Annotated in this window: 3 protein-coding genes and 1 pseudogene; 2 read left to right on the forward strand and 2 right to left on the reverse strand. The window is 39.8% G+C overall.

Features of this window, described 5'->3' with window-relative positions:
* Nucleotides 1-163 precede the first annotated feature (163 nt).
* On the reverse strand, nt 164-478 hold the full coding sequence (locus VE944_RS30400) for a hypothetical protein (protein WP_324986362.1): 315 nt from the start codon (nt 476-478) through the stop codon (nt 164-166).
* Between the two features lie 102 nt (nt 479-580).
* On the opposite strand from VE944_RS30400, the gene VE944_RS30405 reads away from it, so the two are divergent.
* Complete coding sequence (locus VE944_RS30405) at nt 581-1,204, forward strand: Uma2 family endonuclease (RefSeq protein ID WP_324986365.1); 624 nt, start codon at nt 581-583, stop codon at nt 1,202-1,204.
* A 628-nt stretch (nt 1,205-1,832) separates the two neighbouring features.
* Nucleotides 1,833-4,574, forward strand: coding sequence for a COR domain-containing protein (locus VE944_RS30410; protein ID WP_324986368.1), 2,742 nt, complete (start codon nt 1,833-1,835; stop codon nt 4,572-4,574).
* A gap of 148 nt (nt 4,575-4,722) precedes the next feature.
* Here the strand turns inward: VE944_RS30410 and VE944_RS30415 are convergent.
* Nucleotides 4,723-5,197: pseudogene (locus VE944_RS30415) on the reverse strand (heterocyst differentiation protein); the annotation flags it as partial.

Consider the following 5,197-nt stretch of genomic DNA (forward strand, 5'->3'; position numbering starts at 1 on the left):
CGTCGTTCAGCCACAATAAGGGTATTCGCAATCTCCAGCGACCAAATTCCTGGTACAAAAGCTTTAGAATCTGGCATCATTGCCAGTATGGCATTAGCATAATCATCGTTTTCATCCACCAAACACCAGCTAATTGCTACAAAACAATCCAAAACAAACTGCATTAAAATCTTCGTCCCTCTTCAAGCATTTCGCGGATTGAGGTTTTATCTAAAGCTACTTCTTGCCGCAGTTGTTGCATTTTGGCAATTGCTTCTTGAATCGATTTTTTTGTCGTCGGCTTTCCCCAAGCGTTATATTGCAGTACAGTGTTATCGCATGGTGCAAGGTCTGTTTTATCTAAGGGCTGCACAACTACCAGTACTTCTACAGATGTATCTTTATAATCAGTGGGTGTCTGAATGTGCAATATCCCATCTGTTCCTATATGCGTTCGCCCTTGGCGTTGGCGGAGCCATCGCAATTTTTTTGTTTCCATTTTTACCCCCAGGAAATTATATAATTTTTCGTTTCCTGGATTTGACAGGTAACGCAATTCATGAGACTCTGCCTTTCATTTTAAATTAACAAAGGGTAAAGTATGACTCAAACCTTACGCAAACTAGTAACATTTGATGAATTTATCGCTTGGTATCCAGAAAACTCACAACGACGCTATGAACTGCATGACGGAGTAATTGTTGAAATGGCTCCTCCCACAGGTGAACATGAACAGATTGTTGGATTTTTAGTTGGGGAAATAGTTACAGAATACAAACGTTTAAAACTCCCTTATTTCATCCCCAAAACAGCATTTATTAAACCGAATCAGAGCGAAGCAGCTTACTCACCAGATGTACTGTTGTTGAATAACTCTAATTTAGTAAATGAACCTCTGTGGAAAAAAGAATCTACTGTAAGCCAAGCGGCATCAATTCCTTTAGTAATTGAAGTAGTGAGTACCAACTGGCGAGACGACTATTTTACTAAAGCAGGTAAATACGAGGAGGTTGGAATACCTGAATATTGGATTGTAGACTATCTTGGTTTAGGTGGTAGACGCTTTATTGGCAATCCTAAACAACCAACTATCTCGATTTACCAATTAATTGAAGGTGAGTATCAAGTTAGGCAATTTAGGGGAAGCGATCGCATTCAGTCGCCAGCGTTCCCAGAGTTGAATTTAACTGCTGAACAGATTTTTCGGACTGGAGAAGTCGCGTAAACAAGGGCTAAAAAAGTAAAAGAGTCATCAAAGACTCGTCCGCGAGTATCAAAGACTCGTCCGCGAGTATCGAAGACTCGTCCACGAGTATCAAAGACTCATTCACGAGTATCAAAGACTCGTCCGCGAGTATCAAAGACTCGTCCGCGAGTATCAAAGACTCGTCCACGAGTATCAAAGACTCGTCCGCGAGTATTAAAGACTCATTCACGAGTATCAAAGATTCATTAACGAAATTCATAGCCCCATTAATGAGTATTAAAGACTCGTTTACAAGCAAATCTGAGCCATTGGTAATGATAAATTCTTTTTAGATTCCGTAAAAATCATTAGCGCTCATGTAGTACTACACAGGATAGTAGGTTGCTTTGATATCTTGCAGCATTCTCAATTAGCACCCGCGATCGCCTGTAACTCGAAGTTCTAGCAACCAATAGCCAAAGCCACTCAAGTAGACTAAAACCTAAGTCTAAAAAAAATTTAGTCCTTTTAAGAGGACTTTCGCTATCAGCGATATGTTTCTAACCTGTGGTGGTTGTTGGAATTAGTGCAAAATGTTACTAAATGTGAGATTGTCCAGCGAATCTAGAGCATTACATATAATTTTAGTTGACAGGTGAACCTCAGTATGGTGGATATGCCTCAACATTTCCTTGAAAAAATCCGAGAAGCGAAAGATAAACGGCTTAAAAAATTAGATTTAAGCAATAATTGGCATACTAATGAAAAGGAAAAATTAACAGACATTCCTGTTGAGGTATTTGAACTGGAATGGTTGGAGGATTTGAATTTAAGCCATAACCAATTAACCACGTTACCAGCAAACATCATTCATCTTCAACACCTTACTACCTTAAATTTAACAGCTAACAAATTAGCCAGGTTTCCAGAAGAGATCACCCGCCTGCAAAAACTTACTGAGCTGACTTTAAGCAACAACAGTTTAACCAATTTTCCAGAAGAGATCATCGGCTTGCCACGCCTCACCAATCTAGTTTTAAGCTTTAATAAATTAACCACGTTACCAACAGCTATCACCCACCTAAAATCCCTCACCACCCTGGATTTAGAAGGTAACGGTTTAACCAAGTTTCCAAAAGTCATAACCCGGCTAAAATCCCTTGAGAGACTGCTTTTAAACAACAACAAATTAACCACGCTGCCAGAAGACATCACTCAGCTAAAACAACTTACTATCCTGATTTTAAAGAACAATATATTAAGCAAGTTTCCACAAGTCATCACCTGCCTGCCGAGCCTCACTATCCTAGATTTAAGTTACAACCGATTAACCACACTGCCAGAAGGCATCACCCACCTAGAAAACCTTACTGAGCTATATTTAAAAGGTAACAGATTAACTACGCTACCAGACATCACCTCATTGAAACAACTCAAAACCCTGGATTTAACGGACAACCCCATTAAAAAGCCACCGCCAGAAGTTGTTGTAAAAGGTATTGAGGCAATTCAGAATTATTTCCGACAGATGGAAGTAGAGGGAATAAATTATCTGTATGAAGCAAAGTTACTAATTGTCGGCGAAGGAGGAGCAGGAAAGACAACACTGGCGAAGAAAATTGAAGACCAAAATTATAAACTTCGAGAGGAAGACTCTACGAAGGGAATTGAGGTAATCCAGTGGCACTTCCCAATGGAAAATAGGCGAGAATTTCGAGTCAATATTTGGGATTTTGGTGGGCAAGAGATTTATCATGCAACTCACCAGTTTTTCCTCACCAAGCGTTCCCTTTACCTTTTAGTGGCAGATACCCGCAAGGAAGACACGGATTTTTATTACTGGTTGAATGTCGTGGAACTGTTAAGCGATAACAGTCCACTGCTAATGATCAAAAATGAGAAGCAAAACCGCCACCGAGAAATCAATGAACGTGAATTACGGGGACAGTTTAGTAATTTGAAGGAGACTTTACCAACAAACCTTGCTGACAATAGAGGTTTAGAACAAGTTTTAGAACAAATCAAGCATTATATTAAAAACCTACCCCATATTGGCAGTCCGCTCCCAAAAACCTGGGTTAGAGTCCGGGAAGCTTTGGAGAGTGACGCACGCAATTACATCCGCTTGGATGAATACCTGAACATCTGCCAACAAAATGGGTTCACCCAAATAAATGACAAATTGCAGTTGAGCAGCTATCTGCACGATTTGGGAGTATCCTTGCACTTCCAGGAAGACCCACTTTTGAACAAGACCGTCATCCTTAAGCCAAAGTGGGGAACTCATGCAGTCTACAAAGTGCTGGATAATGAAAACGTGATTCGCAACCTGGGCAGTTTCACACGGTCTGATTTAGCAAATATCTGGTGTGAAGATCAATACGCTAGGATGCATGATGAACTATTGCGTTTGATGATCAACTTCAAACTGTGCTACGAAATTCCTAGAAGCCAAGGAAAGTATATTGCCCCACAACTGCTATCTGCTAATCAACCCTCCTATAAATGGGATGAAACCAACAACCTGATTCTGCGTTACACTTACGAGTTCATGCCCAAGGGGATCATCACCCAGTTCATTGTTGTCATGCATGAGTTGATTAATGAACAACAGTGTGTCTGGAAAAGCGGCGTCGTTCTTAGCAAAGACCAGGCTAAAGCGGAGGTGATTGAATATTACGGCAAGCGGGAGATTAAGATTCGAGTCTCAGGTCGTCACAAAAGAGATTTGATGACCATAGTTACACATGAACTTGATAAAATTCATGGCTTGTACAAGCGACTCAAGTACGACAAGTTAATCCCCTGTAATTGCGACACATGCAAAGATAACCAAAAGCCACACTTTTATAAACTTGAAAATTTAAGAAATCGCCTTGATCATCAAAGATATGATATTGAATGTGATATTAGCTTTAAAAAAGCGAATGTTTTGAGCTTAATTGATGATGTGATGGACAGAAGGGAGTTAGTGAAAGCAGAACAGCAAACGAGTGGTGATTTTCTTCCTAATCCCTCGGTAACAATTGGGGGGAATGTCGGAACAGTTAATGTAATTCAGCCATTAAAGCAAGAGAATAATTTTATGATAGAACCATCTAAACAGGAAGATAATTCTAAACCAGAAGTGCAGGTTACACTTCCGTTTGCATTTAGAAATGGAATGTTCTATTTATTTGTCTTTGTAGTTGTATTTTGTTTAATTGCATTCTTTGGTGGTTCTCTACCATTTCATTATTTAGCTTTAGCAATTATTGGTACAGCAATATTTATCGTCTTAATCGGCGTTCTGCAACTACGTCAAGATAACCGCCTTTCTGAGAAATCTTTTGTAGATTTAACAAAAATGGTACTGGAACAGTTGCCTTTAATTAGCAATATTATTAAGCAGTTTCAAGGTAATAAATAAAAGCCCTGGCGAATGAAATTCGCGGCTATACAAACAAAGTTCGCCTGCGCGGACTAAGAAAGAATTGAGGGTTTGAAACCCAAGGAGGTGGGTTTTGCCTGTGTAGACGCAGTTTCTAACCGCCCTTTTCACTTGCAACAAATTACGATTACTGTTCTTCACCTTTCTCCTGAAGGAGCGATCGCCAATCTGCGATCGCCTTCTCCGTCCACAGCCAATTTTTAGCTAATTTATCTACTTGGAAATTTACAGGATCAGACTTAATTACCAATTGTCGCAACTTGATCGCTTCCTTCAAATATTGTGTCTGCTTACCATTAGATTGACTCAGTGCAGATTTATACAGTCCCAGAGCTAAACCAGCATAAGAAGTTAAAGCATCTTGAGGTACTGCTGTCTTTGTAGATGTTGAGTCTGTGTTCTGCTCTTTGAGAGCTAAATTCAAAGCCTTAAACCAAGAATCATTACCTCGATTTAGATCACCTTCAGTGTAGTAAGCAAATCCCAAAGCGTTATTATATAAAAGCGATTCTGGGTTAGCTTTTGCAGCAATTTCCCAGTAACGGCGGGCATCATCGACGCTATAGTTATTATTTCCGACTTGGATAGACTGCCACGCTAAT

Source organism: Nostoc sp. (assembly GCF_035638895.1).
Lineage (GTDB): Bacteria > Cyanobacteriota > Cyanobacteriia > Cyanobacteriales > Nostocaceae > Nostoc.